The sequence below is a fragment of the Brevundimonas fluminis genome (genome assembly GCF_003934285.1).
Classification (GTDB): domain Bacteria; phylum Pseudomonadota; class Alphaproteobacteria; order Caulobacterales; family Caulobacteraceae; genus Brevundimonas; species Brevundimonas fluminis.
Map to the genome: position 1 here is coordinate 258,489 of NZ_RQWJ01000004.1, position 26,341 is coordinate 284,829.

The 26,341-nt window shown below is 71.2% G+C and carries 25 protein-coding genes and 1 tRNA gene; 15 read left to right on the plus strand and 11 right to left on the minus strand.

Annotation, left to right across the window (positions count from 1 at the left end):
• The first annotated feature begins 52 nt into the window (after positions 1–52).
• Positions 53–2,764: a valine--tRNA ligase gene (locus EFJ44_RS10160; protein ID WP_125257459.1), complete on the plus strand. Its 2,712-nt coding sequence runs from the start codon at positions 53–55 to the stop codon at positions 2,762–2,764.
• Positions 2,761–3,519: a TlyA family RNA methyltransferase gene (locus EFJ44_RS10165; RefSeq protein WP_277596079.1), complete on the plus strand. Its 759-nt coding sequence runs from the start codon at positions 2,761–2,763 to the stop codon at positions 3,517–3,519. Before EFJ44_RS10160 ends, EFJ44_RS10165 begins: the two co-directional genes overlap by 4 nt.
• Before the next feature lie 101 nt (positions 3,520–3,620).
• Here EFJ44_RS10165 and EFJ44_RS10170 read toward each other — a convergent pair whose 3' ends face one another.
• Positions 3,621–4,193, minus strand: coding sequence for a hypothetical protein (locus tag EFJ44_RS10170; RefSeq protein ID WP_125257106.1), 573 nt, complete (start codon positions 4,191–4,193; stop codon positions 3,621–3,623).
• A 143-nt stretch (positions 4,194–4,336) separates the two neighbouring features.
• Between EFJ44_RS10170 and EFJ44_RS10175 the strand changes: the two genes are divergently transcribed.
• Positions 4,337–5,587 carry a class I SAM-dependent RNA methyltransferase gene (locus EFJ44_RS10175; protein ID WP_125257107.1) on the plus strand — a complete coding sequence of 417 codons (1,251 nt, stop codon included), beginning with the start codon at positions 4,337–4,339 and terminating at the stop codon, positions 5,585–5,587.
• A 73-nt stretch (positions 5,588–5,660) separates the two neighbouring features.
• Here the strand turns inward: EFJ44_RS10175 and EFJ44_RS10180 are convergent, their stop codons facing one another.
• Together EFJ44_RS10180 and EFJ44_RS10185 are read right to left on the minus strand one after the other, a co-directional pair.
• Entirely contained in the window at positions 5,661–6,731 is a 1,071-nt protein-coding gene (locus tag EFJ44_RS10180) for a PA0069 family radical SAM protein (RefSeq protein ID WP_125257108.1), read from the minus strand.
• A gap of 131 nt (positions 6,732–6,862) precedes the next feature.
• A tRNA-Leu gene (locus tag EFJ44_RS10185) sits at positions 6,863–6,947 on the minus strand.
• Between the two features lie 128 nt (positions 6,948–7,075).
• Here EFJ44_RS10185 and EFJ44_RS10190 point away from each other — a divergent pair.
• Complete coding sequence (locus EFJ44_RS10190) at positions 7,076–7,297, plus strand: hypothetical protein (protein WP_125257109.1); 222 nt, start codon at positions 7,076–7,078, stop codon at positions 7,295–7,297.
• Between the two features lie 125 nt (positions 7,298–7,422).
• Here EFJ44_RS10190 and EFJ44_RS10195 read toward each other — a convergent pair whose 3' ends face one another.
• Positions 7,423–9,048: an amino acid permease gene (locus EFJ44_RS10195; protein WP_125257110.1), complete on the minus strand. Its 1,626-nt coding sequence runs from the start codon at positions 9,046–9,048 to the stop codon at positions 7,423–7,425.
• 150 nt (positions 9,049–9,198) lie between these two features.
• On the opposite strand from EFJ44_RS10195, the gene hrpB reads away from it, so the two are divergent.
• Genes hrpB through EFJ44_RS10210 form a run of 3 tightly spaced genes read left to right on the plus strand, consistent with a single transcriptional unit; the run spans position 9,199 to position 13,947 of the window.
• On the plus strand, positions 9,199–11,625 hold the full coding sequence (gene hrpB / locus EFJ44_RS10200) for an ATP-dependent helicase HrpB (protein WP_125257111.1): 2,427 nt from the start codon (positions 9,199–9,201) through the stop codon (positions 11,623–11,625).
• A gap of 52 nt (positions 11,626–11,677) precedes the next feature.
• Entirely contained in the window at positions 11,678–12,403 is a 726-nt protein-coding gene (locus tag EFJ44_RS10205; RefSeq protein WP_125257112.1) for a sterol desaturase family protein, read from the plus strand.
• Between the two features lie 2 nt (positions 12,404–12,405).
• A complete protein-coding gene (locus tag EFJ44_RS10210; RefSeq protein ID WP_125257113.1) occupies positions 12,406–13,947 on the plus strand; it encodes a cryptochrome/photolyase family protein in 1,542 nt (513 codons plus the stop codon).
• Here EFJ44_RS10210 and EFJ44_RS10215 read toward each other — a convergent pair.
• Genes EFJ44_RS10215 through EFJ44_RS10225 form a run of 3 tightly spaced genes read right to left on the minus strand, consistent with a single transcriptional unit; the run spans position 13,944 to position 17,043 of the window.
• Positions 13,944–14,741 carry a TrmH family RNA methyltransferase gene (locus tag EFJ44_RS10215; RefSeq protein ID WP_125257114.1) on the minus strand — a complete coding sequence of 266 codons (798 nt, stop codon included), beginning with the start codon at positions 14,739–14,741 and terminating at the stop codon, positions 13,944–13,946. The two genes, EFJ44_RS10210 and EFJ44_RS10215, sit on opposite strands and share 4 nt — an antisense overlap.
• Complete coding sequence (locus tag EFJ44_RS10220) at positions 14,738–15,628, minus strand: class I SAM-dependent methyltransferase (RefSeq protein WP_125257115.1); 891 nt, start codon at positions 15,626–15,628, stop codon at positions 14,738–14,740. Before EFJ44_RS10220 ends, EFJ44_RS10215 begins: the two co-directional genes overlap by 4 nt.
• Positions 15,625–17,043 (minus strand): glycosyltransferase family 2 protein, encoded by a 1,419-nt coding sequence (locus EFJ44_RS10225; RefSeq protein ID WP_241209753.1) that lies wholly within the window; start codon positions 17,041–17,043, stop codon positions 15,625–15,627. The genes EFJ44_RS10220 and EFJ44_RS10225 overlap by 4 nt, the downstream gene beginning before the upstream one ends.
• Positions 17,044–17,167: 124 nt before the next feature.
• On the opposite strand from EFJ44_RS10225, the gene EFJ44_RS10230 reads away from it, so the two are divergent.
• The 4 genes from EFJ44_RS10230 to EFJ44_RS10245 are packed head-to-tail and all read left to right on the plus strand — an operon-like array spanning position 17,168 to position 20,314.
• A complete protein-coding gene (locus EFJ44_RS10230) occupies positions 17,168–17,800 on the plus strand; it encodes a TetR/AcrR family transcriptional regulator (protein WP_241209754.1) in 633 nt (210 codons plus the stop codon).
• The gene (locus tag EFJ44_RS10235; RefSeq protein WP_125257117.1) at positions 17,797–18,594 is read left to right on the plus strand and encodes an ABC transporter substrate-binding protein; all 798 of its coding nucleotides are present in this window, start codon (positions 17,797–17,799) and stop codon (positions 18,592–18,594) included. The genes EFJ44_RS10230 and EFJ44_RS10235 overlap by 4 nt, the downstream gene beginning before the upstream one ends.
• Complete coding sequence (locus EFJ44_RS10240; RefSeq protein ID WP_241209755.1) at positions 18,591–19,580, plus strand: FecCD family ABC transporter permease; 990 nt, start codon at positions 18,591–18,593, stop codon at positions 19,578–19,580. Before EFJ44_RS10235 ends, EFJ44_RS10240 begins: the two co-directional genes overlap by 4 nt.
• Positions 19,577–20,314, plus strand: coding sequence for an ABC transporter ATP-binding protein (locus EFJ44_RS10245; RefSeq protein ID WP_125257119.1), 738 nt, complete (start codon positions 19,577–19,579; stop codon positions 20,312–20,314). The genes EFJ44_RS10240 and EFJ44_RS10245 overlap by 4 nt, the downstream gene beginning before the upstream one ends.
• Here EFJ44_RS10245 and EFJ44_RS10250 read toward each other — a convergent pair.
• Positions 20,307–22,358 carry a lytic transglycosylase domain-containing protein gene (locus tag EFJ44_RS10250; protein WP_125257120.1) on the minus strand — a complete coding sequence of 684 codons (2,052 nt, stop codon included), beginning with the start codon at positions 22,356–22,358 and terminating at the stop codon, positions 20,307–20,309. The genes EFJ44_RS10245 and EFJ44_RS10250 overlap by 8 nt on opposite strands.
• Before the next feature lie 101 nt (positions 22,359–22,459).
• Here EFJ44_RS10250 and dapA point away from each other — a divergent pair, with 101 nt between their 5' ends.
• Both dapA and smpB read left to right on the plus strand, forming a co-directional pair.
• Complete coding sequence (dapA, locus tag EFJ44_RS10255) at positions 22,460–23,344, plus strand: 4-hydroxy-tetrahydrodipicolinate synthase (RefSeq protein ID WP_125257121.1); 885 nt, start codon at positions 22,460–22,462, stop codon at positions 23,342–23,344.
• Complete coding sequence (smpB, locus tag EFJ44_RS10260; protein ID WP_125257122.1) at positions 23,344–23,814, plus strand: SsrA-binding protein SmpB; 471 nt, start codon at positions 23,344–23,346, stop codon at positions 23,812–23,814. Before dapA ends, smpB begins: the two co-directional genes overlap by 1 nt.
• A 7-nt stretch (positions 23,815–23,821) precedes the next feature.
• On the opposite strand, the gene EFJ44_RS10265 is transcribed toward smpB, so the two are convergent.
• The 3 genes from EFJ44_RS10265 to EFJ44_RS10275 form a co-directional block, all read right to left on the minus strand.
• Positions 23,822–24,013 carry a hypothetical protein gene (locus EFJ44_RS10265; RefSeq protein ID WP_125257123.1) on the minus strand — a complete coding sequence of 64 codons (192 nt, stop codon included), beginning with the start codon at positions 24,011–24,013 and terminating at the stop codon, positions 23,822–23,824.
• Between the two features lie 129 nt (positions 24,014–24,142).
• The gene (locus tag EFJ44_RS10270) at positions 24,143–24,784 is read right to left on the minus strand and encodes a uracil-DNA glycosylase (RefSeq protein ID WP_125257124.1); all 642 of its coding nucleotides are present in this window, start codon (positions 24,782–24,784) and stop codon (positions 24,143–24,145) included.
• Entirely contained in the window at positions 24,781–25,314 is a 534-nt protein-coding gene (locus tag EFJ44_RS10275) for a LabA-like NYN domain-containing protein (protein WP_125257125.1), read from the minus strand. The genes EFJ44_RS10270 and EFJ44_RS10275 overlap by 4 nt, the downstream gene beginning before the upstream one ends.
• Positions 25,315–25,372: 58 nt before the next feature.
• Here EFJ44_RS10275 and folK point away from each other — a divergent pair, with 58 nt between their 5' ends.
• Both folK and rpoZ read left to right on the plus strand, forming a co-directional pair.
• Positions 25,373–25,885, plus strand: coding sequence for a 2-amino-4-hydroxy-6-hydroxymethyldihydropteridine diphosphokinase (folK, locus tag EFJ44_RS10280; RefSeq protein WP_241209756.1), 513 nt, complete (start codon positions 25,373–25,375; stop codon positions 25,883–25,885).
• A gap of 83 nt (positions 25,886–25,968) precedes the next feature.
• The gene (gene rpoZ, locus EFJ44_RS10285; RefSeq protein WP_125257462.1) at positions 25,969–26,328 is read left to right on the plus strand and encodes a DNA-directed RNA polymerase subunit omega; all 360 of its coding nucleotides are present in this window, start codon (positions 25,969–25,971) and stop codon (positions 26,326–26,328) included.
• The last annotated feature ends 13 nt before the right edge of the window (positions 26,329–26,341 follow it).

Below are 26,341 nucleotides of genomic sequence, written 5' to 3' on the forward strand. Positions count from 1 at the left end.
CCTTTTCCTTTGCGCGCTGGACAGACGCGCCCCCATGACCGAGACGACCCGAATGCTTGAGAAGAATTTCGACCCGAAGTCCGCCGAACCGCGCCTGTACCAGATGTGGGAGGCGTCCGGCCTGTTCGCCCCGCGTGACGACGCGGCCGAGACCTATTCGATCGTCATCCCGCCGCCGAACGTGACGGGCAGCCTGCACATCGGGCACGCCCTGAACAACACGCTACAGGACGTGCTGGCGCGGTATCATCGGATGCGGGGCAAGGCGGTGCTGTGGCTGCCCGGCACGGACCACGCGGGCATCGCCACGCAGATGGTCGTGGAGCGTCAGCTGGCGGCCTCAGGCAACGTCGGCCGCCGGGACATGGGCCGGGACGCCTTCGTCGAGACGGTGTGGAAGTGGAAGGCCGAGAGCGGCGGCACGATCGTGCGCCAGCTTCGCCGGCTGGGCGCCAGCTGCGACTGGTCGCGCGAGCGGTTCACCCTCGACGAGGGCCTGTCGGCGGCGGTGCGCAAGGTCTTCGTCCAGCTGCACAAGGAAGGGCTGATCTACCGCGACAAGCGGCTGGTGAACTGGGACCCGCACTTCCAGACCGCGATCTCGGATCTGGAGGTCGAGCAGAAGGAGGTTGACGGCGCCTATTGGCACTTCTCCTATCCGCTGGCCGACGGGGTGACTTACGAGCACCCGATCGCGTTCGACGAGGACGGAACGGCGACGGAGTGGGAGACGCGCGACTACATCGTCGTCGCCACGACGCGACCCGAGACGATGCTGGGCGACACCGGCGTGGCGGTGCATCCGGACGACGCGCGCTATGCGGGCCTGGTCGGCAGGTCGGTGATCCTGCCGATCACGGGCCGCCGCATCCCGATCGTGGCGGACGACTACGCCGACCCGACCAAGGGCTCCGGCGCGGTGAAGATCACGCCGGCGCACGATTTCAACGACTTCGGCGTCGGCAAGCGGGCGGGGTTGGGCGCGCTGAACGTCATGGACGGCTTCGGACGGATCACCGCGGTGGACACGCCCGACGTGCCGCCCGAGTACGAAGGCATGGACCGCTTCGTCGCGCGCAAGGCCGTCGTCGCGCGGGCCGAGGAAGAGGGTTGGCTGAAGCGGATCGAGAAGACCCGCCACATGGTGCCGCACGGCGACCGGTCGGGCGTGGTCATCGAGCCGTGGCTGACGGACCAGTGGTACGTCGACGCCAGGGTGCTGGCCCAGCCGGCGCTGACGGCGGTCGAGCAGGGCGACACCGTCTTCGAACCGAAGAGCTATGAGAAAATCTACTTCGAATGGCTGCGCAACATCGAGCCGTGGTGCATCTCGCGCCAGCTGTGGTGGGGGCATCGCATCCCCGCCTGGTACGGCCCGAACGGCGAAGTCTTCGTGGCCGAGACGGAGGAGGAGGCGCGGGCCCAGGCCGGCGACCTGCCGCTGACGCAGGACGAGGACGTGCTGGACACCTGGTTCAGCTCGGCGCTGTGGCCGTTCTCGACCATGGGGTGGCCGGAGAGGACGTCGGATCTGGAGCGGTTCTATCCGACCAGCGACCTCGTCACGGCGGCGGACATCATCTTCTTCTGGGTGGCCCGGATGATGATGATGGGCCTGCACTTCACCGGCGAGGCGCCCTTCAAACGGGTGATCATCAACGGCCTGGTCCGCGACGAGAAGGGCCAGAAGATGTCGAAGTCCAAGGGCAACGTCATCGACCCGCTGGAGATCGTCGACGAGGTCGGGGCCGACGCCCTGCGCTTCACCATGGCCATCCTGTCTGGCACGCGCGACATCAAGTTGTCGAAGCAGCGGATTGAAGGTTACCGAAACTTCGGCACCAAGCTGTGGAACGCCGCGCGCTTCAGCCAGATGAACGACTGCGCGCGCGTGGCCGGGTTCGACCCGGCGGGCGTGACGTCGACGCTGAACCTGTGGATCCGCGGCGAGCTGGCCAAGGCCGAGCGTCAGGTGTCGGCGGCGCTGGAGGCCGGGCGCTTCGACGAGGCGGCGCAGGCGCTGTACCGGTTCGTCTGGAACGTCTTCTGCGACTGGTATCTGGAACTGGCCAAGCCTGTGTTCCAGGGCGCGGACGAGACCGCCAAGGCCGAGACGCGGGCCATGACCGCCTGGACGCTGGATCAGACGATCAAGCTGCTGGCGCCCGTCATGCCGTTCATCACCGAGGAGCTGTGGGCCGAGCTGGGCAAGACCGGCGCGCCGCGCGACGAGGGGATTCTGCTGGGCGCGGCCTGGCCGGACCTGCCCGACGCCTTCGTCGACGCGGACGCGGAAGCCGAGATGGGCTGGCTGATCGAGGTGGTCGAGGCCATCCGGGCGCTGAAGGGCGAGATGGGCGTGGCCACGACGAAGCCCCCGCTTACCTTCGTCGCGCCGGACGCGACGACGTCGGCGCGGGTGGAGCGGCACCGCGAGCTGCTGGCCGGACTGGCCCGGGTGTCCGAGGTCGCCGTGGCCGATCAGGCGCCGGCGGGCGCGGTGGCCTTCGTCGCCGGCGGTGGGGCGGCGGCGCTGACCCTGGCCGGCCTCGTCGACGTGGCGGCGGAGCGCGCGCGGCTGGACAAGGAGGTCAAGGCCATCGAGTCCGACTTGGCCCTGTTCTCGAAGAAGCTGGACAATCCCAACTTCGTCGCGCGCGCCGCACCGGAGGTGGTTCAGGAGCAGCGAGACAAGCTGGCTGCGGCCCAGGCCGACCGGGCGCGTCTGGAAGCGGCGCGCCAGCGTCTGGCCGCGCTGGGGTGACGACGCGGCTGGATCAGCTGATGGTCGCCCGCGGTCTGGTGGCCAGCCGGGCGCGCGCCCGGGCGGCGATCGAGGCAGGCGGGGTGACGGTGGACGGCGTCGCCGCCACCTCGCCGGCGCGGAAGGTGCGCGACGACGCCGAACTGACGGTGCGCGAGGCCCACGACTGGGTGGGACGCGGAGCGCTGAAGCTCGCTCACGCGCTGGAGATCTGGCCCGTCGCGGTCGAAGGGCGAACGGTGCTGGACGTCGGCGCTTCGACCGGCGGCTTCACCGAAGTGTGCCTGAGGGCCGGCGCGTCGCGCATCTATGCCGTCGACGTGGGACGCGGGCAGTTGCACCCGACGGTGGCCGCGGATCCGCGCGTCGTGAACCTGGAAGGGACCGACGCCCGCGAACTGACGCGCGACCTGATCCCGCGGGCGCCGGAGCTGATCGTTTGCGACGCCAGCTTCATCGGCCTCGCCAAGGTGCTGCCGACGGCGCTGGCCCTCGCCGCGCCGGGCGCCGATCTGGTGACGCTGGTGAAGCCGCAGTTCGAGATGGAAAGCCGTGCCGAGGTCGGGCGCAAGGGCGTGGTGCGCGGCGGGGAGGCCCGCCGTGCCGCGCTGGACCGCGTCGTCGCCTGGCTGGAAGGCGTGGGCTGGACTGTGCGTGAGACGGTCGAGAGTCCCGTCGTCGGCGGTGACGGCAATCGAGAATGGCTGCTGTGGGCGCGGACCTCACTCAGCGAGCAGCCCGGCGGCGAGCCTTAGCCGCGCGACAAGGAAAAACCCCCGGCGGATTGCTCCACCGGGGGCTTCCGGCCCGTCGCCGATCGACAGGGGGGCTGGAAAAGAGCGGCGACGGGATCTCGTCAGTAGCCGTAGCGGTCGCAGACCTCGCGGCGGGTGATCACCGTGCGGCCCCAGCGATCGCGCTCCTGTACCTGCACCGTCCGACACCCGGAATCGCGACCGTAGGCGTCGTAGCCGTAGCCATAGTCGGAGCGGGCGTAGGGATCGCGCCGGTAGTCGTCGCGGTAGGGCTGCTGGTAGCCGTAGCCGTAGCGGCGGTCGTCATAGCGGTCGTCGTAACCGTAACGATCGTCGTAGGCGCGGCAGTCCGAAGACCCGGAGCCGACGCCGGCGCCGATCATGGCGCCCACCACGCCACCCAAAACGCTGCCCTCGGTGCGACGGCCGCGGGCGGCCATCTGGGACCCGGCGACGGCGCCGATGGCCGCGCCGAAGGTGGCGCCGGCGGCCTGACGCTGGCTGCGGTCACGGTCGCAGTAGCCAGGGTACGACCGCTGGGCGTAGTCAGGATCGTAGCCGTAGCCGCCGTAGCGATAGTCCTGCGCCTGGGCCGGGACGGCCATGGTCGCCAGCGTGCCGGCCGCGACGGCGGCGGAGGCGAGGGCTGCGAGGGGGCGGTTCGGACGGGCCATGGAATTCTCTCGTGGATCTTGGGGCGGGATCGCCGATGGGGTCCTTATGAAGGGGCCGGCCTGAACGGCCGTTGAGCGCGCCGTTCATGTTCGTTCAGGAAAGGTCCCTTGCGCGCGGGCTGCGCCCCGGCGAGAAGCCGCCGATGAGGACGCGGCTGAACATCGAGCGGGTGGCGGGGCAGGGCGACGGCGTCGCGCGCGGCGCGGGGGGCGCGGTCTTCGTGTCCCTGACGCTCCCGGGCGAGGTCGTGGAGGCGGACGTCGAGGACGGCCGCGGCGACCTCGTCGGCGTGATCGCGGCCAGCCCAGATCGGGCGACGCCGCCCTGTCCGCACTTCGGCGACTGCGGCGGATGCGCCCTCCAGCACTGGACCGACGGAGCGTATCTGGACTGGAAGCGGGAGCAGGTGATCCACGCCCTTGGGCGCGAGGGGCTGGAGGCCGAGGTCGCGCGAACCGCGGCGACGCCCCCGCATGCCCGCCGGCGGGTGGCCCTGCATGCCCGGCGGCGCGCGGACGGGACGGTGGCGTTGGGGTTCAAGGCGCGGAAGTCGTGGCGGGTCGTAGACCTGCGGACGTGCGTCATAGCCGACCCGCGCATCGTCGCCGCCCTGCCGGCGCTGGCCCACTTGGCGGCGGCGCTGTTCGAGCACCCAAAGTCGGCTCCCAGCCTGCACGTGACGGCGACCGAGGCCGGGCTGGACGTGGACGTGACGGGCGTGGAGCGGCGGACGGGCGGAGGCCTGTCGGGGGACGCTCGGGCGCGGGCGATCGCGGCGGCGCAGGCGGCGGATCTGGCGCGCCTGAGCCTGGCCGGCGAGGTGCTGGTCATGCGCCGGCCGCCGGTCGTGACCTTCGGGCGGGCCCGGGTCGTCTTGCCGCCCGGCGGCTTCCTGCAGGCTTCGCCGCAGGCCGAGGCGATCATGGTGGCGGAGGTCGCCGGGGCGGCGAGGGGGGCGAGGAGGATCGCGGACCTGTTCTGCGGGGCGGGAACCTTCACCTTCCCCCTGGCGGAGATCGCTCCGGTGCTGGCGGCCGACGCGGGCGGCGACGCGGTGGCGGCGCTGAACGCGGGCCGCAGGACCGCATCGGGACTGAAGGGCATCGAGGCGCAGACGCGCGACCTGTTCCGGCGGCCGCTCTCGCCGTTCGACCTGAAGGGCGTCGACGTCGCCGTGATCGATCCGCCGCGCGCCGGGGCGATCGAGCAGATCCGCCAGCTCGTGGACGCCCGCAAGATCGAACGCGTCGCCTACGTCAGCTGCAACCCCGCCACGTTCGCCCGCGACGCGGCCGCGCTGGTCGCCGGCGGCTACCGGCTTGAGCGCGTGCTTCCGGTGGACCAGTTCCTGTGGTCGGCCCACGTGGAGCTGGTGGCGACGTTCCGCCGCTGACGGATGTGGGAGTCGGACAAAAAAAGACTCCCGTTTCTTCCACATTGCGTCGCGCGAAACCGCCACATCGGCATCACGCCGCGTCGAACAGGTCCATCTGAGGCCGCAGATCCGGCGGCGGCCGGAACTTCGTCACATCCAGTTCATGGCGGAGGCCGTCGAGGCCCAGCCGTTTGACGGCGGCCTTGAAGCGCGCGGCGATCAGGGCGGCGACGGGGCCGGTCCCCTTCATGCGCCGGGACCAGTCAGGATCGTAGTCACGGCCGCCGCGCGTCTGGCGCACGAGGGACATGACGCGCGCGGCCCGGTCGGGGCGGGCCTCGGCCAGCCATTCGCGGAACAGATCCTTGATCTCCAGCGGCAGGCGCAGGGTGACGTACATGGCGGTGCAGGCGCCGGCCTTCTTCGCCGCCTCGAGCACCGCCTCCAGCTCGTGGTCGTTCAAACCGGGGATGACGGGCGCGAAGCCGACCCCGACGGGCACGCCGGCGTCGGCCAGGCGGGAGATCGCCTCCAGCCGTCTGGCGGGGGTCGAGGCGCGGGGCTCCATGGCGCGGGCCAACCCGCGATCGAGCGTGGTGATGGACACGAAGGCCGAAGCCAGTCCTTCACGTCCCATCGGGCCGAGGACGTCGAGGTCGCGCGCGATCAGCACCGACTTGGTGATGATCGAGAAGGGGTGGTTGAAGCGGCGCATCACTCCGAGGATGGCGCGCGTCGACTTCAGCTCGCGTTCGACCGGCTGATAGGGGTCGGTGTTGCCGCCTATGTGGATGCGCCTGCAGACATACCGGGGCCTGGAGAGCTCCTGTTCCAGGAGACGTGCGGCGTCCGGCTTCCAGAAGATGCGGCTCTCGAAATCCAGGCCCGGGGATAGGCCCATCCAAGCATGGGACGGACGGGCGTAGCAGTAGATGCAGCCATGTTCGCAGCCCTTGTAGGGGTTGATGGAGCGGTCGAAGCCGATGTCCGGGCTCTGGTTGCGGGCGATGATCGTGCGAGCCCGCTCGGGGGTGAGCCGGGTCCGGAGGGGCGCGACGCCGGCGTCGTGGGCCGTCCAGCCGTCGTCGAAGTCGTGCACCTTTTGAGGTTCGTATCGCCCGGTCGCATTGGATCGCGCGCCTCTGCCCTTCGTCTCGCCCATCCCAAGAGAATAGCGCAGAAAGAGAACAAAGCAAGAACTATAGCGGTGCGACGCGATGGAGGGAAGCTGGCCGCAGGCTGTATGCCGGTCCGCCCAGGTCGCCGCTTGAGGGGCGCGGCCTGCGAGGTGGGTGGTGCGGATGAGAGGACTCGAACCTCCACGCCTCGCGGCGCTGGAACCTAAATCCAGTGCGTCTACCAGTTCCGCCACATCCGCAGGTCCGCGGGCGGTTCTAACGGTTGGAGTGCGCCACGCAACGGCCCAGATCGGGGCGGCCGCACATCTCCGCTCGCAGAACCACGAAATTCGTGCGCAGATTGCGTTTCACACGAGGAGACGGGCTGATGAAGGTGATCGGAATTCTGGGCGCCGCGGCGCTTCTGGGGGTGGCGGGTTGCGCCTCGACCGAGATGAGGGCGGAGTCCTCCTCTCACTGCGAGGCGAACATCTCGACGCGGGTGCTGGCCTCGGACTGCGAGGCGACGACGACGCGCACCGCTCGGCCGATCGGCAAGGTGCAGCAGCGCAACGGCGCCGTCACCGCGGAGCTGGCCCGAGGCGCCTGACCGTTCCGGCGGCGTCGAAGAAACGCCCGGGGCCGCGGCCCCGGGCGCTTTGTTTATGGACGCCGCAAGAAGACAGGGCCCGGGATCGCTCCCGGGCCCTTCCTTCTTCTCGTGATCCCTGCGGATCAGCGCTTGTCGTGGTCGTCCGTCGGGGACGGAGCGCCCGGCATGGGCGGCACCGGTCCGGGAGGCGCGTCGGGATGCAGTTCCGGCACGTCCACGATGCCGCGGCCGACATGGCTCTTGCGGATGCCGTAGAGCAGGTAGACGACCAGGCCGATGCCGCCCCAGATCGGGAGCACCATCTTGGCGTCGTGCGGCAGGTTCCAGAACAGGAAGGCGCAGCCGGCGGCCGACAGCGGAGCCATGATCCACACCAGCGGGGTGCGGAACGGGCGATGCCGGTTGGGATCCTTCACGCGCAGCATCAGCACCGCGATCGACACCATGAAGAAGGCGAACAGGGTGCCGGAGTTCGAGATGTCGGCCAGCTGACCGACCGGGAACAGGGCCCCGGCCGTGGCCACCGCCATGCCCGTGAAGAGGGTGACGATGTGCGGCGTCTTCCACTTCGGGTGAACCCTGGAGAAGGCTTCCGGAAGCAGGCCGTCGCGCGCCATGACGAAGAAGATGCGGGTCTGGCCGTAGATCATCATCAGGATGACCGAGGGGAGGGCGACCATGGCGGCGGTGCCCAGGGCGTTGCCGACGGCCGGGAAGTTGATCTCACGCAGGACGTGGGCGAGGGCTTCGTTCGAGCAGACCAGCTGGTCGGCGTTCTGGGCCAGGGCGCAGGCGGCCGCGAAGGCGGCGGAGCCCGGCTGGACCGCCGAACCGTCGGCGCCGACGACCGGCTGGGCGCCGATGGCGCCGACCGCGCCGACCGCGACCAGCAGATAGAAGATGGTGCAGATGGCCAGCGAGCCGATCAGGCCGATGGGCACGTTGCGCTGCGGGTTCTTGGTTTCCTCGGCGGCGGTCGAAACGGCGTCGAAGCCGACGTAGGCGAAGAAGATCGACGCCGCGGCGCCGACGATGCCCATGCCGGTCGTGCCTTCCGGACCGAACCAGCCGTTCGGCGCGAAGGGCGTGAAGTTGCCGGTGTTGATGACCGGGATCGTCAGGGCGATGAAGGCGGTCAGGGCGGCGACCTTGATCACCACCAGGATGGCGTTGACGCGCGCGGACTCGGTCGTGCCCCGCATCAGCAGCAGGGTCACGGCCATGGCCACGATGATCGCGGGCACGTTGATGTAGCCGGCGCCGTCGGCGGTGAAGCTGGCGGAAGGAACGAAGCCGTTCAGGGTCCAGACGGGGCCTGCGGACAACATGTCCGGCCAGTCGAACCCTAGCGCGCTTTCCAGCAGCCCCATGAAGTAGCCGGACCAGCCGACCGACACTGCCGAGGCGGCGACGGCGTACTCGAGGATCAGCGCCCAGCCGACCATCCAGGCCAGCAGTTCGCCCATGACGGCGTAGGTGTAGGTGTAGGCGGAGCCCGAGACCGGGGCCATGGCCGCCAGCTCGGAATAGCAGAGCGCCGCGACGGCGCAGACGGCGCCGGCGATGACGAAGCTGTACATCATGCCCGGGCCGGCCTTTTGGGAGGCGGCGGCGGTCAGCACGAAGATCCCGGTGCCGATGATGGCCCCGATGCCGAGCAGCGTCAGCTGCAGCGGGCCCAGCGAGCGATGTAGAGACTTCTTCTCGGCCGTGGCCAGAATGGCGTCGAGTGACTTAACGCGCCACATATGAACTCCTCCCCCCTATGGGACAGCTTGATGCTGGCGCGGACGCTAGCGGCGCCCGTCCCCCATGGCAACGCGGTTTCCGTTTGGTGAATGCGGCGTGACGGCGCGCCACGGTTGGCCGTGGCGCCGCGAGCGCGCTAGGGACCGGGCATGCGCCTGCCCATTCACGACGTGCTGAGCGAGCTGACCGCGGCGCTGGAGGCGTCGAACGTCGCCGTGCTGGCCGCGCCGCCGGGCGCGGGGAAGACCACGGTCGTGCCGCTGACCCTGCTGGAGGCGCCGTGGCGGGGGGACGGGCGGGTGCTGGTTCTGGAACCGCGGCGGCTGGCGGCGCGCGCCGCGGCCGAGCGGATGGCGACGACGCTGGGCGAGGCGCCGGGCGGCCGGGTCGGCTATCGCACCCGGCTGCAGAGCCGGATCGGGCCGACGACGCGGGTCGAGGTGATCACCGAGGGGGTCTTCACGCGGATGATCCTGGACGACCCGGGTCTGGAGGGCGTCGCCGCGGTCCTGTTCGACGAGTTCCACGAGCGGAGTCTGGACGCCGATCTGGGTCTGGCGCTGGCCCGGGAGAGCCAGAAGCTGCTGCGGGACGATCTGCGGCTGGTCGTGATGTCGGCGACGCTGGACGTGGCCGGCGTGTCCCGGCTGCTGGGCGATGCGCCGGTCATCGAGGCCATGGGGCGGGCGTTTCCGGTCGAGACCCGGCATCTGGGGCGCGATCCGCGCGAACGTGTCGAGGAGGCGATGGCGCGGGCGATCCGGCAGGCCCTCGCCGAGGAGAGCGGCTCGATCCTCGCCTTCCTGCCGGGGCAGGGCGAAATCCACCGCACGGCGCGGCTTCTGGCGGAGCGGGTGCGCGACCCTGCTGTCGAGATCGCGCCCCTGTTCGGCGCCATGGACAAGGCGGAGCAGGACAGGGCCATCCAGCCGGCGGCGCCCGGCCTGCGCAAGGTGGTGCTGGCGACGTCGGTCGCGGAAACCAGCCTGACCATCGAGGGGGTGCGCGTGGTCGTCGACGGCGGCCTGTCGCGCGTGCCGCGCTTCGACCCGGCGGCCGGGCTGACGCGACTGGCGACCGTGCGGGTCAGCCGGTCGTCGGCGGAGCAGCGGCGCGGCCGGGCGGGACGGACGGAACCGGGCGTCTGCCTGCGGCTGTGGGACGAGGAGCAGTCGCGCGGTCTGATCCCGCATCAGCCGCCCGAGATCACGCAGGCCGACCTGACCGGTCTCGCGCTGGATCTGGCGCGATGGGGCGCGCGCGACGCCGGGGGGCTGGACCTGCTCGATCCGCCGCCGAAGGGGGCCTTCGCCGAGGCGAGGGCCGTGCTGGCGCGGCTTGGGGCCCTGGACGAAGTCGGAGCGCTGACGGCGCATGGGCGCCGGCTGGCGACCCTCCCGCTGAGCCCGCGGCTGGCGCACATGGTCGCCTTCGCCTCCGACCGCGGCGATGCGACGACGGGGGCGCGGATCGCGGCGATCCTGTCGGAGCCGGGACTGGGAGGCGGGTCGACCGACCTGCGCGACCGACTGCGGGAGCTGGAGCGGGACAGGTCCCCGAGGGCGCGCGACGCGTTGAGGCTGGCCGAGCGCTGGGCGCGGGCGGCGGGCGGCGGGACGGGCGAGACCTTGGAGCCGGGGCGACTGGTGGTCGAGGCGTTTCCGGAAAGGGTGGCTCGGGCGCGCGGCAAGGCGGGGGAAGCGCAGCTGGCGTCCGGGCGGGGCGTGCATCTGGACCCGACCGACCCGCTGGCGCGCGAACCGTGGCTGGCGGTGGCGGACCTGTCGGGCGGTGAAGCGGGGGACCGGGTGCGGCTGGCGGCGCCCGTGGACCCGGCCGATCTCGCGCATCGCGTGGAGGAGGAGGACCGGCTGGCGCGGAATCCGGGGGGCAGGCTGGAGCTGAGGCGGGTGCGGCGGATCGGGGCGCTGGTTCTGGATGAGACCGTGATCGGCGCCCCCGACCGGGCGCAGGTGACGGCGGCGTTGCAGGCCGAGGTGGAGCGGCGGGGTCTGAAGACTCTGCGCTGGGGCGAGCGGTCGTCGGCGCTCCGGGCGCGGCTGGCCTTTCTCGCAAGTCTTGAGGAAGGGTGGCCCGACGCGTCGGATACGGGCCTGCTTGAAGCGCGCGAAGCCTGGCTGTGGCCTCTCCTTGATCAGGTGCAGGCGCTGGAGGCGATTCCTGACGCGGCTCTGGAGCAGGGGCTGAAGTCGCTCGTGCCTTGGGACCGCCAGCGCGAGCTGGAGCGGCTGGCCCCCGGCCGCCTGGAGACGCCGTTGGGGTCCGCCGCCATCGACTACGCCGCCGAGGGCGGTCCCCGCGTGGACATAAGGGTGCAGGAAGTGTTCGGGGTGACGACCCATCCGACGGTGGCCGGCGGACGCGTGCCGCTGACGCTGGCCCTGTTGTCGCCGGCGCGCCGGCCGGTGCAGGTGACGAAGGACCTGCCGGGATTCTGGGCCGGCTCGTGGAGCGCGGTGAGGGCCGAGATGCGCGGCCGCTATCCCCGACATCCCTGGCCGGAGGATCCGTCGAAGGCCGAGGCGACCACGCGCGCCAAACCGCGCGGGACGTGACCGCGACAAGAGCGTCCTCGCCTTGAGGACGGCCGTGGACTAGCGTCCCAGCATGGCCCTGCTGGTCTACTTCATCACCTTCGCCGCCTTCGTCGTGATCTTCACGAGAGAGGTCGTCGCGCCGGCCTCCGGGGCGTCGTGCGACAAGCGCTGGCGACTGTACGCCGGTGGGCTGAACGCGGCCAATCTGGGGGTGGTCGTCGCGGCCGGCTTCCTCTTCGAGGGATGGATATCCGGATCGTCACTGCTGGGTCTGTCCGGAAGACTGGACGTGGTGAGTGGAGCGATCCTGACTTTCCTCGTCTCAAGCTTCGTCGCCTACTGGTGGCATCGCCTGATCCACAAGTCCGATCGGCTCTGGCGGTGGACCCACCAACTGCATCACAGCCCGTCGCGGATCGAAGCCCTGACGGCGTTCTACGTGCACCCCTTCGACGCGCTGGCCGCCACGCTGCTGAACGCCCTGGTCGCCTACGTGATCCTGGGGGTCGGTGGCCTGTCGGCGGGACTGTCGCTCGTCGGTGTGACCCTGTTCAACCTCGTCGCGCACGCGGATCAGAGGACGCCAAGGTGGATGGGCGTCTTCATTCAGAGGCCGGAGATGCACCGGCTGCACCATGAGCGCGGGGCCCACCGCGGCAACTATGGTCTGCCGCTGTGGGATCTGATCTTCGGGACGTGGCGCAATCCGCGCGAAGGGCAGGTCGAGTGCGGCTTCGCCCCGGAGAAGGAAGCCCAGATCGGCCCGATGCTGATGTGCCGCGACGTCGACGGCTGAACTTGACGCACGCCTTGAGACTGGTGCTGGGAGACCAGCTTTCGGACGCCCTGTCGGCGCTGGCCGATCTCGATCCTGAGCGGGACGTCGTGCTGATGGCCGAGGTCCGGGACGAGGCGACCTACGTCCGGCACCACAAGCAGAAGATCGCCCTGGTCTTCGCCGCGATGCGCAAGTTCGCGGCGCGACTGCAGGAGCGCGGGGCGCGGGTTCGGTACGTCCGGATCGACGCGCCGGAGAACACGGGCTCGATCCCCGGTGAACTTACGCGGGCGGTCGAGGCGCTGAGGCCCGGCCGCGTCGTCGTCACCGAATGCGGCGAGTGGCGGCTCGTGGAGGCGCTGAAGGCGTGGGCTGCGGAGGCCGGCGTCCCGGTCGAGGTGTGCGAGGACCGGCGCTTCATCTGCTCGCACGACCGCTTCCGGCGGTGGGCGGCGGACAAGACGCAGCTGCGGATGGAGTTCTTCTATCGCGAGATGCGACGCGAGACCGGCCTGCTGATGGACGGCGACGAGCCGGTGGGCGGGCGCTGGAACTTCGACGCCGAGAACCGGAAGAAGCTGCCGAAGGGGGTGACGCCGCCGGGGCGGAAGCGATTTCCGCCGGACGCCGTGACGCAAGAGGCCATGGCGCACGTGGCGCGCCTGTTTGCCGACCATTTCGGCACGCTGGACGCCTTCGACTGGCCGACGACGGCGGAGGAGGCTGAGGTCGCGCTGGAGCATTTCCTGCGCGACTGCCTGCCCGGGTTCGGCGACTGGCAGGACGCGATGAAGGACGGCGCGCCGTGGATGTGGCACTCGCTGACGTCCACCTCGATCAACCTGGGCCTGCTGGATCCGCTCGACGTCTGTCGCCGGGCTGAGGCGGAGTTCACGGCCGGTCGGGCGCCGCTGAACGCGGTGGAGGGCTTCATCCGCCAGATCCTGGGCTGGCGCGAGTTCGTGCGCGGGGCCTACTGGCTGAAGGTCCCGGAGTATCGGAAGCGCAACTTCCTGGACGCGGACCGGACCCTGCCGTGGTTCTACTGGTCCGGCGAGACGGACATGGCCTGCGTCGCCGACGTGGTGGCTCGCACGCGCGACCACGCCTACGCCCACCACATCGAGCGGCTGATGGTGACCGGCAACCTGGCCATGCTGCTGGGCATCCATCCCGACGAGGTCGACGACTGGTACATGGTCGTCTTCGCCGACGCCTATGAGTGGGTCGAGATGCCCAACACCCGCGGCATGGCGACTTTCGCCGACGGCGGGATCGTGGGGTCCAAGCCCTATGCAGCGTCCGGCGCCTACGTCGACCGGATGAGCGACTGGTGCGCGGGCTGCCGCTACGACGTGAAGGCGAAGTCGGGGGAGGGGGCGTGTCCCTTCAACCGGCTCTACTGGGGTTTTCTGGAGCGGAACCGGAGGCGCCTCCGCGACAACGTCCGCCTCGCCATGCCGTACCGCACGCTGGACGGCTGGAGCGCCGAGCGGCGTCGCGAGGTGGTGGTGGAGGCGGAGGCGTGCCGAACGGAACTGGGCGCCGTCGCTCGGACCTAAAGCCCCTCCGTCGCCGCATAGATCATGATCCCCGTCGCCACCGACAGGTTCAGGCTGTCGGCGCGGCCGCGCATGGGGATCTTGACGTTGACGTCGCAGGCGGCGGCGAGGCGGTCGGTCAGGCCGGCCTGCTCGTTGCCCATCAGGATCAGGGCCGGGCGGGTCAGCGCGGCGGCCCGGTGATCGACCGTCGCGTCCAGTCGGGTGCCGACCACGGCGCCGGGCCAGGTCGCGCGCCAGGCCAGGAAATCCTCGACGGTCGCCCTCGAGATCGAGACGGCGAAGATCGAGCCCATGGTGGCGCGCACGGCCTCGGTCGAGAAGGGGTCGACGCAGTCGCCGATCAGGATCACGCCGCCGCACCCGGCTGCGTCGGCGGTGCGGATGATGGTGCCGAGGTTGCCGGGGTCGCGGACCTGCTCCAATGCCACCCAGCACGGCGCGCTTTCCGGTCGGATCCCGGTCAGGGGCAGATAGGTCTGGTCGAACACGGCCAGCACGGTCTGTGGGTTCTCGCGCCGGCTGATCTTTTCGAGAATGGCGTGGGTGACGATCACCACCTCGCCGCCGGTCTTGATGGTCTCTGATCGGGCCCGGTCCAGCAGCGGATGGGGGCGGGCGTCCTGGCCCACGAGCAGCAGTCTGGGCGCGCGGCCGAGGTCGAGGGCTTCGCCGATGGATTTCAGACCTTCGGCGAGGAAGCGGCCGGTCTGCTGCCGCTCCTTGCGCATGTGCAGGGCGCGCACGGCCTTGACCGTTTCGTTCGTCAGGCTGGTGATCAGCCTCTCGCTCACGCCGTCCACCGCGAGAAGAAGCTGAGGCCAATGGAACGGCCTTCGGTATCGGCCTCGCCCAGAGCCAGTTCGCCCCAGTCGATCGCGCCGGACCGTCCCCTGAGCGCGTCGGAGGTCAGGTGGGCGAGGGAGAGGCCCGAAATCCGCGCCGCATAGGCGTTGAGCAGCAGGAAGTCGGCGTCGTCGGCCAGCAGCCGCGCGCAGTCGGCCATCAGGCCGGGCAGGTCCTCGAACAGACGCCAGACCTCGCCCGTCGGGCCGCGCCCGTACTTGGGCGGGTCGAGGATGATGCCGTGATACTTGGACCCGCGCCGGACCTCCCGCGCCACGTATTTGCGGGCGTCGTCGACGATCCAGCGGACGGGGGCGTCCGAAAGGCCGGACAGTTCGGCGTTCTCGCGCGCCCAGGCGACGGATTTCTTTGAGGCGTCGACGTGCGTGACCTCGGCCCCGGCGGCGGCGCAGACCAGACTGGCGACGCCGGTGTAGCCGAAAAGGTTCAGGACGCGTGGGCGGCCGAGCGCGCGGACGCGCGCGTCCAGCCACTCCCAGTTCGCCGCCTGCTCGGGAAAGACGGCCAGGTGCCGGAAGGCGGTGAGCCGGGCGGTGAAGCTCACGTCTTGCCACGACATCACGAACGGCTCGATCGGCCCGCGCTTGAAGCGCCACCGGCCCTCGTCGTCCTCGCCCTGCGGATCGAACGCGGCGTCGGCGCGGTCGAAGGCCGCCGGATCGCGCGGCGCCCAGAAGCACTGGGGCTCGGGCCGAACCACGGAGACGCGGCCGTAACGCTCCAGCTTCCTGCCGTCGCCGCAGTCCAGCAGGCCGAAATCTTCCCAGGGACGGGTGATCAGCGTGGTCGGGGCGGACGTGAGCGCGGGCGTCATGCGCCGCTGATAGGCCGGGCGAGCCCCCCGGGTCCAGAGTCGGCCGCGACGTCCGGACTGTGCCGCGTCTTGTCCCAGGCGAAGGGCTCCGTCACCAGGCGCCAGGCGGCGTGAGCGAAGGCGATCGACAGCAGCGACCAGTAGGCCGGCGACTCCGCCATGGCGACGGGCCCGTACCGGATCCCGGCGCGCCGGGCGCCGATCCCGGCGGTCAGCCAGGCGCAGACGACGCCCGACCCGAGGACGAAGAGGGCCGTCGGCGGCGTCGCGGGCGTCAGCCCCATCGCGGCGGCGGCGAGGACGGACGCCGCGACCCATGCCACCGACGGCGCGTGCGCGGCCGCGGAGGCGAGAGCCATGCCCAGCGTCATGAGCAGGCTGATCCCTCCCTTGAGTCCCAGGGTCCACGGGCGACGTGTATGAACGCCCCATGTCTGCATGAAGCCCTTCATCCACCGCGTGCGCTGGGGCAGCCAGTCGTGAAGGTCGCCCGGCGGCGTCTCCAGCGTGGCCCGTGAGATCACGTCGAGGCGCCATCCGTGGCGGTGCAGGCGAAATCCGAGGTCGGCGTCCTCGGTGACGTTCCAGGCGTCCCAGCCCCCGACCGCGCGCAGGACCTCGGCGCGGAAGTGGTTGCTGGTGCCGCCAAGCGGGAACGGCATGCCGAGGCGGGCGAGACCGGGCAGGGTGACCTCGAACAGGGCGGCGTACTCCAGGGCGAACTGCCGATCGAGGAACGGCGAGCGGGTGCGGCCCAGCCGGACGACGCGCAGGGGCGCCTGGACGCAGGCCAGCCGACCGTCGTGATCGGCGGCGAAGCGCGCGGCGGCCTCTCGCAGCTGCAGCGGGTCCGGTCGGTCCTCGGCGTCGTAGACGGTGACCAGCTCCGCGCGGCAGCGGGAGAGTCCATGGTTGAGCGCGCGGGGCTTGGTGGTCGGCGCGCCCGGCGGCACGATCAGAATGCGGAGCCAGGCGGGCCGGTCGACGGCTTCGAGGGCCGAAAGCGTCGTCTGATCGTGAGCCTCGAGCAATAGAAAGCCCTCAAGCCGATCCGGGGGATAGTCGATCGCGGACAGGGCGGCGACCAGCTGCGGCGCGACCTCGGCCTCGTCGTGCAGGGCGACGAGGATGGAATAGGTCGGGAGCTCGGCGGGCGTGACGCCGGCCGGGGTCGGCCTCAGGCTCGTCAGCACCAGAAGGATCCGCCAGGCCGCGCACACGGCGAAGGCGACCTGGACCGCGATGATCGCGAGGCCGGCCGTGAGCCCGGGCGCTCGCCACAGACCGAGGCCCACCGTCCCGGCCGCGAGGATCAGCACGAACCACTGGAAGGGCGACGGGCGGCGCAGACGTGCGGCGTCTCCCGCCGCAAGGGCGAAGGCGTGCGGCAGGCGGTCCTCGCCGTCGGCGCCCAAGTGCTGTCCTCCCGGTCCCGGGGAACACGGTTAGGCGGAGTGCGCGGGGCGGGCAAGGCCGCCGCCGGTTGTGACCCCGGGTCGAATGCCGCTATGTCGCAGGAGGATTCACGGAGCCGAGCCCTTGTCCGTCGCCCCCGCACCGGCCGCGCGATCGATCCGCAAGCCCAAGGGCGGCGGTCACGAACGAAGGGCGGAAATCCTGTCCGCGGCCGAGCGCATCTTCGTCGAGCACGGCTATGAAGGCGCCACGATCCGCAAGATCGCGGACGAGGTCGGCCTGTCGTCGACGGCGCTGTACATGCACTTCGCCGACAAGGCCGAAATCCTGCACGAAATCTGCCGGGGCGCGTTCGAGGCCCTGACAGCCGCCAACGCCGCCGTCATCGTCGAGCCGGCGCCGCCGGTCGAGCGGCTGCGCAGGATGATTCAGGCCTATGTGGACTTCGGCTTCGCCAACCCCAACGCCTATCGCCTGATCTATCTGACCCGCCCGGTGGAGGCGCGCGACGGCGCCGAGACGGCGGCGCAGGAGGTCGGGATCGGCCTGTTCCGCGCCTTCGAGGACGTGGTGCGCGAAGCCGAGGCCGCAGGCCAACTGAAGCGGGGAGCGCGCGAGACGGCGCAGGCCCTGTGGGCGGGAGGGCACGGCGTGGTCTCCCTGATGATCACCAAGCCGTACTTCGACTGGACCTCCCGCGAGACGCTGACCGCGACCGTGCTGGACGGCCTGTTCGAGGGCCTGTTCCGTCCATGATCCGGGCGGCGGCGCTGGCCGCGGCCATGGCGGCGACGGGGTGCGCGGTTGCGCCGGAGGGAGACGACGGCCGGCTGAGGGTCATGTCCCTGGACGGCTGCGCGGACCAGTACGTGATGGCCATGCTGCCCGACGCCGAGCTGGCCCTGTCGCCGCGGGCGGACGACGCGGACTCCTACTTCGCCGCGGAGGCGCGGCGGCGTCGCCGGGTCCGGCCGGGTCTGGAAGCCGCCGTCGGCTTTCGGCCCGACGTGGTGGTTCGCCAGTGGGGCGGAGACGCGCGGCTGCTGGCGGCGCTGGAGCGGCGAGGGGTCAAGGTGGTCGAGATCGGCGACGCCTCGGACCTGGCGGGCGTGCGGGCCAACGTGGTGCGCGTGGCCGGAGAGTTGGGGCGACCGGACGTCGGGGCGCGGCTCGCGCGGGGGATGGACCTCGTGCTGGCGAGGGCGGCGGGCCGCTCCGGACCGCGTCAACAGGCCTTGTACCTCACCGCCTCCGGCTGGACGTCCGGGCCGGGCACCCTCGTGGACGCGGTGATGGCCGCAGGAGGGCTGGAGAACGCGACCCGGGCGCCGGGGTTCGGTCCGGTCGCTCTCGAGCGACTGGCGCTCGACCCGCCGAGTCGGTTCGTGCTGGGCTTCTTCGACCGGCCGGGCTCGGACCGCCATGGGATCGGGCGCCATGAGATCGTGCGGCGCGCGGTGGCGAAGGGCGAGGCGACGGAGATCCCGGCGGCCCTGCTGTCGTGCCCGGCGTGGTTCACCGCCGAGGCGGCCGGGATGCTGGCGCGGTGAACGCTTTCGCCCGGCTGAATCTGGCCCTCGGCATCGCCTGCGCCGCCGCGTTGGCGCTGGCTGTGGCTTTGGGCGAGACGACCCTGAGCGCCGACCAGTGGCGAGAGGCCTTCGTCGACCCGACGTCGGGCCCGGCCGACGTGCTGTGGCGCATCCGCGCTCCCCGGGCGGCATGCGCCCTGTTCGTGGGCGCCGCGCTGGGGCTGGGCGGCGCGGTGATGCAGGGGCTGTTGCGAAATCCCCTGGCCGAACCGGGCGTGCTGGGCGTGTCTGCGGGCGGCGGGGCCGCGGCGGCCCTGGCCATCGTGCTGGGTCTGGCGTCCGTGCCGGGCGGAGTCGAACTGGCCTCCGTGGCCGGGGCCGGTCTGGCCGCGCTGGCGCTGCTGGCCTTCGTTCAACGTGTGCCGTCGCCCGCCGGATTGATCTTGTTTGGGGTCGCGCTCTCTGCGCTGGGCGCGGCGGGGACGGCCCTGGTGTTCAACCTCGCGCCGACGCCGCTGGCCGCGGCCGAGGTCATGGCCTGGCTGATGGGCTCGGTCGAAAACCGGGGCTGGGCGGAGGTCGCGTGGATCGTCGCGCCGGCCGCCCTCGCGGCGGGGCTGGCGCATCTGTGCGGTCCCGGTCTCCGCGGTCTGGCGCTGGGCGAGGACACGGCGCGGACGTTGGGCCTGAGGCTGCAGCGGCTGAGAACCCTCGCCTTGCTGGCGGCCTCCCTGGCGGCCGGGGCGGCGGTGGCGGTGGCGGGCGCCATCGGCTTCGTCGGCCTCGTCGCTCCCCATCTGGTTCGGCGTTTCGTGCGGGACGATCCGGGACGGCTGTGGGCGCCATCGGCGCTGGCGGGCGGGCTGATCCTCATGGTCGCAGATCTGGCGGTCCGGATCATCCCGACGGAGCAGGAGCTGAAGCTGGGCGTGGTGACCTCGCTGGTCGGCGCGCCCCTGTTCGCCCTGATCGCCGCGCGCGCGGCGCGGAGCTGGCGGTCATGAGCGGACTGGAGCTGATCGGGGCGCGGGTGAGGCTGGGAGACCGGACGGTGCTGGACGGCGTCGGTCTGGCGGTGGCGGCGGGCGAACTGGTGGCCCTGTGCGGACCGAACGGCGCGGGCAAGTCGACGGCGATCCGGGCGCTGGCCGGGCTGGTGAGGCTGGACGCGGGGCAGGCGCGGCTGGGCGGCGACCCCGTCGAGGGGCTCTCTCCCGCGGAGCGGGCGCGTCGGGTCGCCTATCTGGCGCAGGAGCGGACGGTGGCGTGGAATCTGAGGGCGGAGGCCGTGGCCGGCCTCGGCTCCCCTCCCGGCTCGGAGACCCGCGTTTCCGCCGCGCTGGCGGAAATGCAGGCGACCGCCTTCGCAGACCGGGGGATCAACGACCTTTCGGGCGGAGAGCGGGCGAGGGTGCTGATCGCGCGGGCCCTCGCCCAGCCGGCGACGGCCCTGCTGGCCGACGAGCCGACGGCCGGGCTGGATCCGGACGGGCAGCTTCTGGTGATGGAGCGACTGGCGGGACGGGCGCGGTCGGGGCAGGCCGTGCTCGTCAGTCTCCACGATCTCGACCTGGCCGTCCGCTGGGCGGATCGGGTCGTAGTCCTCCACGGCGGCCGGATCCACGCCGACGCCGCGCCGCGTCAGGCCCTGACCGACGCGGTGCTGGGCGAGGTCTTCGGCCTGACCGCCGACTGGACCGGCGGCCGCCCGCGTTTCGACAGACTGGCCGTCAGGTGAGCTGCTCGTAGGGGATCGGGCCCGAGCCCGCTCCGCGGGCCAGATCGTCGGACAGGGTCAGCGGGGCCGACCCGCCCGCCAGCCGGGCCTTGTAGACGCCCATGTTCTCCATCACCCGCATCATGTAGTTGCGCGTCTCGGTGAAGGGCGCGCACTCGATGAAGTCGACCGGATCGACCTGACGGCCGCGTGGATCGCCGCAGCGGGCGATCCACTGGGGCGGGCGCGCCGGGCCGGCGTTGTAACCGACGGTGGCCAGCAGCATCGAGCCGCCGAACTGGCCGGTCAGCTCCGCGAGGTGATAGCTGCCGAGCTGCATGTTGAAGTCCGGGTCCCACAGGCGGTCGGCCGAGTAGGTCAGGCCCAGTCGTCGCGCCACGCCCGAGGCCGTGGAGGGCAGGAACTGCATCATGCCGCGCGCGTCGGCGCTGGAGCGGGCCATGGGGTCGAAGCTGGATTCCTGGCGCGTGATGGCCAGGGTGAAGGCGAGGGGCGCGGCGCCCGGCACCTCCGGCGGGATGCGGATCGGATACTGGCGCTCGGGCATCAGAAAGCCGCGCTGGCTGGCGGCGCGGCCCACCATCATCGAGCCGAAACGGTCGCCGTAGGCGAGCAGCATGTCCATCAGCTGCGCCAGGCCGGACGCCTCGGGCAGGCGGTCGTCGAGGTGATAGGCGAACACCCGCATCAGGCCCTGCTCGTTCGCTTCTCCGAGGATGCGGGTGGCGCGGACCACCTCGTCCGCCTCGAACCGGGTGCGGTCGGCGTCGCTCACGACCGGGTCGGCGGGCAGGGTGAGCGTCGTGACGCCGGCCTTCTCGGCGGCAAGCTGGCCGTAGAAGGTCTGGATGTGCTGCGCGCCCGCCTCATAGAAACCGCGGGCGCGGGCGGCGTCTCCCTGGGCCTCGGCCGCGCGGCCCAGCCAGTAGAGGGCTCGCCCCTGCGTGATGGGGGTCGAGGAATACGAGCGCAGCGCCTCGAAATGACCGGCGGCCCGCGCCGGGTCGTTCAACTTGGTCAGGGCGACCCAGCCGGCGAAGAATTCGGCGTCGACCTTGCGCTCGCCGGCCGGGAAGCCGTGGCCGGCCATGGCGCCGTAGGCGCCGCGCCAGTCGTTGCGTTGCAGGGCGTCGAGGAACCAGTTGCGGCGTTCGCTCCACAGCGTGTTCTGGCCCGCCTCATGCGAAGGGGCCGGCGGAAGGCCGGCGAGCAGGGCGAAGCCCTCGGACTGGCGGTTCTGGGACCGGAGCAGGCGGACCCGCTCCAGGACGACGGCCGGGTGGGACGCCTGCGACGGGGTGAGGCCCGCGACGATCGCGTCCGGCGCATAGGCCGTGCGGAGGTTCATGACGGCCTGCGCGACGGCGCGGGTCTCGGGCGAGGCGAGGTCCAGCATCGCCCGCGTCGCAGGTCCGTGCGGGCCGAGGATCAACATGCCGAGCCGCTGGTCGTGGTCGGCCGTGGTCAGCGCCTGGGCCCAGCGACCGAGCGCGCGGGTCTGGACGTCGGCCTCGAACGACTGGCCGGTCCACCAGCGCCGGACCAGATCGACGGCCTCCTGCTCGCGGCCCGAGGCGGACAGGGCGTCGGCGAGGGCGAAGGCTCCGGCCGCCGTGACCGGCTCGCGACCGTCGAAGTGGCGGATCACCGTCGGCGGCGGCGCATAGGCGCGGGCCAATGCGGCCTCCGTTTCGGCACGGCGCGATTCGGCGCGGGGCCATGCGGCGAAGACGCGGTCGGCGGCCTCCAGCTCGGCGAAGCTCAGATCCCGGCCCGACACGTCGATCACGGCCCATTCGATCAGCTTGCGCGCCGTGGGGTCGGCCATCTGCCGAGCCAGGGCCCTTGCGCCGGCGACGTCGCGGTTGCGTGCCGCCGTGAGGGCGCGGGGGAAGATTTCGGCGTCCGCGGCCGAGAGAATCCGGGCCTGACGGGAGTAGGGCACGTCCTGCGCCGGCGCGACCGCCGCGGCGATCCTCTCGGGCGCGGGCGCGAACAGGGCGGTGACGGCCGCCAGCAGGGAGGCGAGGAAGTTCTGGGCCATGCTTCTCCGGACCGGGTTGCGACCGCGCGGGCCCATCCCTAAACCTTCATTCGATCGGACGGCGGCGCACGCCGCGCCCCCTGACAGGACCCATCGTCACCATGACCGCCCCCTTGTTCAAGGGCGTGATCACCGCACTGATCACACCTCTTCGTGACGGAACCGTCGACGAAGCCGCCTTCACGGCCCTGCTGGAACGCCAGATCGCGGCCGGGGTTCACGGCGTCGTGCCCATGGGGACGACGGGCGAGAGCGCCACCCTGACGGTCGACGAGCACAAGCGCGTCGTCGCTCTGTGCGTCGAAAAGTCCGCCGGTCGCGTCCGCGTGATCGCCGGGGCCGGCTCGCCGTCCACGGACAAGGCGATCGAGCTGGTCCGGCACGCCAAGACCGTCGGGGCCGACGGGGCTCTGGTGGTGACGCCTTACTACAACCGTCCCTCGCAAGCGGGTCTGAAGGCGCACTTCGAGGCCGTGGCCGACGCCGTCCAGCTCCCGATCCTGCTCTACAACGTGCCGGGACGCACGGGAGTCGACCTGGCGGACGACGTCACCATCGCCCTGGCGAAGCATCCGAACGTGGTGGGCATCAAGGACGCGACCGGCGACATGGGTCGGGTCAGCCGCATGCGGGCCGGGATCGGCGAAGGCTTCGCCCTGATCAGCGGCGACGACCCGAGCTTTCTGGGTTATCTGGCGCACGGCGGGCATGGGGTGATCTCGGTCAGCTCCAACGTCGCGCCGGAAGGCATGGTGGCGCTGTATGACGCCGTGCAGCGCGGCGACCTGGAGTCCGCGCGCCTGTGGCAGGACCGGCTGATCGCCCTGCACAAGGCGCTGTTCCTCGACAACTCGCCGGCGCCGACCAAATACGCCCTGGCGAAGCTGGGCCTGTGCGGCGAGGACGTGCGCCTGCCGCTGGCGCGGACCGATGAGGCCGTGCGCCCGTCGATCGACCGCGCCATGGCGGCCGCGGGCGTGGCCTGATGGCCGAGAAGACGTCGCAGGCGAAGACGCTCGCGGAGAACCGCCGGGCGCGCTTCGACTATTTCCTGGAGGACTTCACCGAAGCCGGCATCCAGTTGCTGGGCACGGAAATCAAGTCGCTGCGGGAAGGTCGGGCCAACATCGCCGAGAGCTACGTGGCGCCGGAAGGGCGCGAGCTGGTGCTGATCAACGCCGACATCCCGCCGTACAAACAGGCCAGCCGCTTCAACCACGAGCCGCGCCGGCACCGGAAGCTGCTGCTGCACAGGAAGCAGATCGACCGCATGATCGGCGCGGTTCAGCGCGACGGCCAGACCATCATTCCGGTGCGCCTGTACCTGAACGACGCGGGCAAGGCGAAGATCGAGATCGCCCTGGCCAAGGGCAAGAAGCTGCACGACAAGCGCGAGGCCCAAGCCGACCGCGACTGGGCGCGCGACAAGGCGCGCCTGCTGCGCGACCGGGGATGAACCGGCGTCAGCCCAGCGGCTGAGCCTCGACGACCCCGTCCAGCGTCCGGGACACGCCCGTGTCGGCGTACCACCCCAGCGACGGGCTCATGAACCGGTCCGCCGCCGCCCCCAGCGACGCGACGATCAGGCATCCGATCACCAGCCACAAAGCCCCCCGACGTTCGGACGGCGTGAACACTCCATTCGACCTGCGCATGCGAGCCTCCTCCAGGCCCGAAAACGCGACGCGGACGAGCCCGGTTGCACGCGAGGAAGCTTACGCCCCTCCGTCCGCGATTCGCGTGGCGAGGGCGCCACAGGGAGCGTGAATGCCCCGTTCCGGCGATCACGATTCGATGAGCTGACGCGCGCGTTCGAAGATGCCGCGGAACATCTCCGGGGTCAGGCGGCCGGTGTTCGTGTTCAGGCGGGAGCAGTGGTAGCTGTTCAGCAGGACCAGGCCGCCGACGCGCCCCTCCGCGCCGTGCCCGGCGGGCATGGCCGAGGCGGGCTTGCCGAGGGCCTTCAGCACGTTGCGGCGGGAGACGTCGCCGAGGGTGACGATCACCTTCAGCCGGGGCAGGGCGCCGAGGCGCGAGATCAGGAAGGGACGGCAGGTGCGCTCTTCCTCCGGAGTCGGCTTGTTGCCCGGCGGGGCGCAGCGGACGGCGTTGGTGATCATGCAGTCCACCAGCTCGAGCCCGTCGTCGGGTCGGGCGTCGTAGGTTCCCGTCGCGAAGCCGGTGGCGAGCAAGGTCTCGTAGAGCAGCCAGCCGGCATGGTCGCCCGTGAACGGTCGCCCGGTGCGGTTCGCCCCGGTGCGGCCGGGGGCCAGGCCGGCGACCAGCAGACGCGCGTGGGGATCCCCGAACGACGGCGCGGGATCGTTGAACCAGGTCGGTTCGCGCCGCGCGTTCTCCGCCCGATAGGCGACCAGTCGGGGGCAGAGCGGGCAGCCGCGCGGCGCCTCGGGCGGGAAAGGGATCATGAGCGGGGCCGCGCGATCTCGGGCAGCAGGTCGGCGAGATCGAGGAAGACGTCGGCCTGGCGACGCAGTTCGTCCGCGATCTGCGGCGGCTGGGTCCTGAGCGTCGAAACCACGGTCACCCGCACGCCCCTGGCCTGCACCGCCTCCACGGCCCGCCGGAAGTCGCCGTCGCCGGTGAACAGAACGGCGTGGTCCAGCCGCGGCGCCAGTTCGAGCAGGTCTACCGCCATCTCCATGTCCATGTTGCCCTTGATGCGCGAGCGCCCTTCGGCGTCCGTGAAGCGCCGGACCGGCTTCGTCACGACGGAAAATCCGTTATAGTCCAGCCAGTCGATCAGGGGTTTGACAGGAGAGAACTCCTCTCCCTCGACCACGGCCGTGTAGTACAGCGCCCGCAGCAGACGGCCTCTCGCCGCGAACAGCTCGAGCAGCTTCCTGAAGTCGAGCTCGGCGTGAAGGCCGCGCGCCGTGGCGTGCAGGTTCGCGCCGTCGATGAAAAGCGCCACGCGTTCTGGCATGATGTCCGGCATGGATCCGTCTTCCGGCGAGAATGATCAGGTCAGACGTGGCGCTTCCGGTCCGGAATCGGTGACCGACCTCGATCTGGACGAGGCCGTCATCGTCGCCCTCGGCTGCAATGACAAGGGCGCCTGGTCGGATTGCCGGCAGGCGCTGGAGGCGGCCCTGGCGCGTTTCCGGTCGGAGGGGATCGACGTCATCGCGCGGTCCTCGTGGTGGCGGTCGGCCGCATGGCCCGATCCCGACCAGCCGCCCTTCCTGAACGGCGTGGTGATCGTCCGCACGGAGATGTCGCCGAACGATCTGATGGCCGCCCTCGGGCGGATCGAGGAATCGTTCGGCCGTACGCGGGGGGAAGGCAGGAACGCGCCGCGCACTCTCGATCTCGACCTGATCGCCTACGGCCGGCGGACCGGAGACCTCGACGGCCTGATCCTGCCGCATCCCCGCGCGGCGGAGCGCGGCTTCGTCATGGGACCGCTGACGGAGATCGCCCCGCACTGGCGACACCCGACGTCGGCGGAGGCCGCGGCGGTTCTGGCGCAGGCCGTGACCGTGGGGCGCGACGCGCGTCCGCTGTAACGCCCCGTTTTCGCCTTCGCCGCGTTGCACAATGAGTCGCGAACCGCTATTTTCCGCGGTTCTCTCCGCCGCCCGAGGATTTCATGGCCCGCGTCACCGTCGAAGACTGCATCGAGAAGGTTCCCAACCGCTTCGGCCTGGTGCTGCTGGCCGGCCATCGCGCCCGCAACATCGCCAACGGCGCGCCGCTGATGCTGGATCGCGACAACGACAAGAACCCGGTCGTGGCCCTGCGCGAGCTGGCCGAGGACGCGGTCAAGCCGGACGAGCTGTCGGAGGCCATCGTCACCACCCTGCAACGCGTCGACGAGCGCACCGAAGCCGAGGACGAGGCGGAGACCGTCGCCCTGCTGGCCGAGCCGCAGCACATGAACATGGCCGAGGCCGAACTGATCCGCGCGCTGCAGAGCGACCGGGACGGCGGCCAGGAGGAGCGCTACTGACGCCGGACGGCGA